This is a genomic window from Leifsonia sp. SIMBA_070 (assembly GCF_046534635.1).
Taxonomy (GTDB): domain Bacteria; phylum Actinomycetota; class Actinomycetes; order Actinomycetales; family Microbacteriaceae; genus Leifsonia.
Genome location: NZ_JAWRYK010000520.1, coordinates 1 through 258 on the forward strand (window position 1 = coordinate 1; position 258 = coordinate 258).

A 258-nucleotide genomic window follows, 5' to 3' on the forward strand; every position below is an offset into this window, starting at 1 on the left:
GAGCAGGCCGAGGACGAGCGCGCCTTCAAGCGCGAGATGTTCAACAAGCGCAACGAGGCCCGCTTCGCCAAGCCGGGCGAGGTCGGCGGCTGCGGCAGGACGATCGCCCGGTTTCCTTCCAGATGCAGGCGATCGCCATAGAGGTCGCGGAACGTGTCGACCAGGCCCGTATGGCAGATGAACATCAGAGCCTCGTCGCCATTGTCGCGCGCCTGGATGCGCACCGAACTGCCGGTACGCGGTTGTTGCGGCGCGAAG

1 protein-coding gene is annotated in these 258 nt (G+C 66.3%); it reads right to left on the bottom strand.

Annotation, left to right across the window (positions count from 1 at the left end; translation table 11 throughout):
• Window positions 1–258, bottom strand: a 258-nt coding sequence (locus SB754_RS21280) for a hypothetical protein (RefSeq protein WP_410784325.1), incomplete at both ends; no start/stop codon positions are given.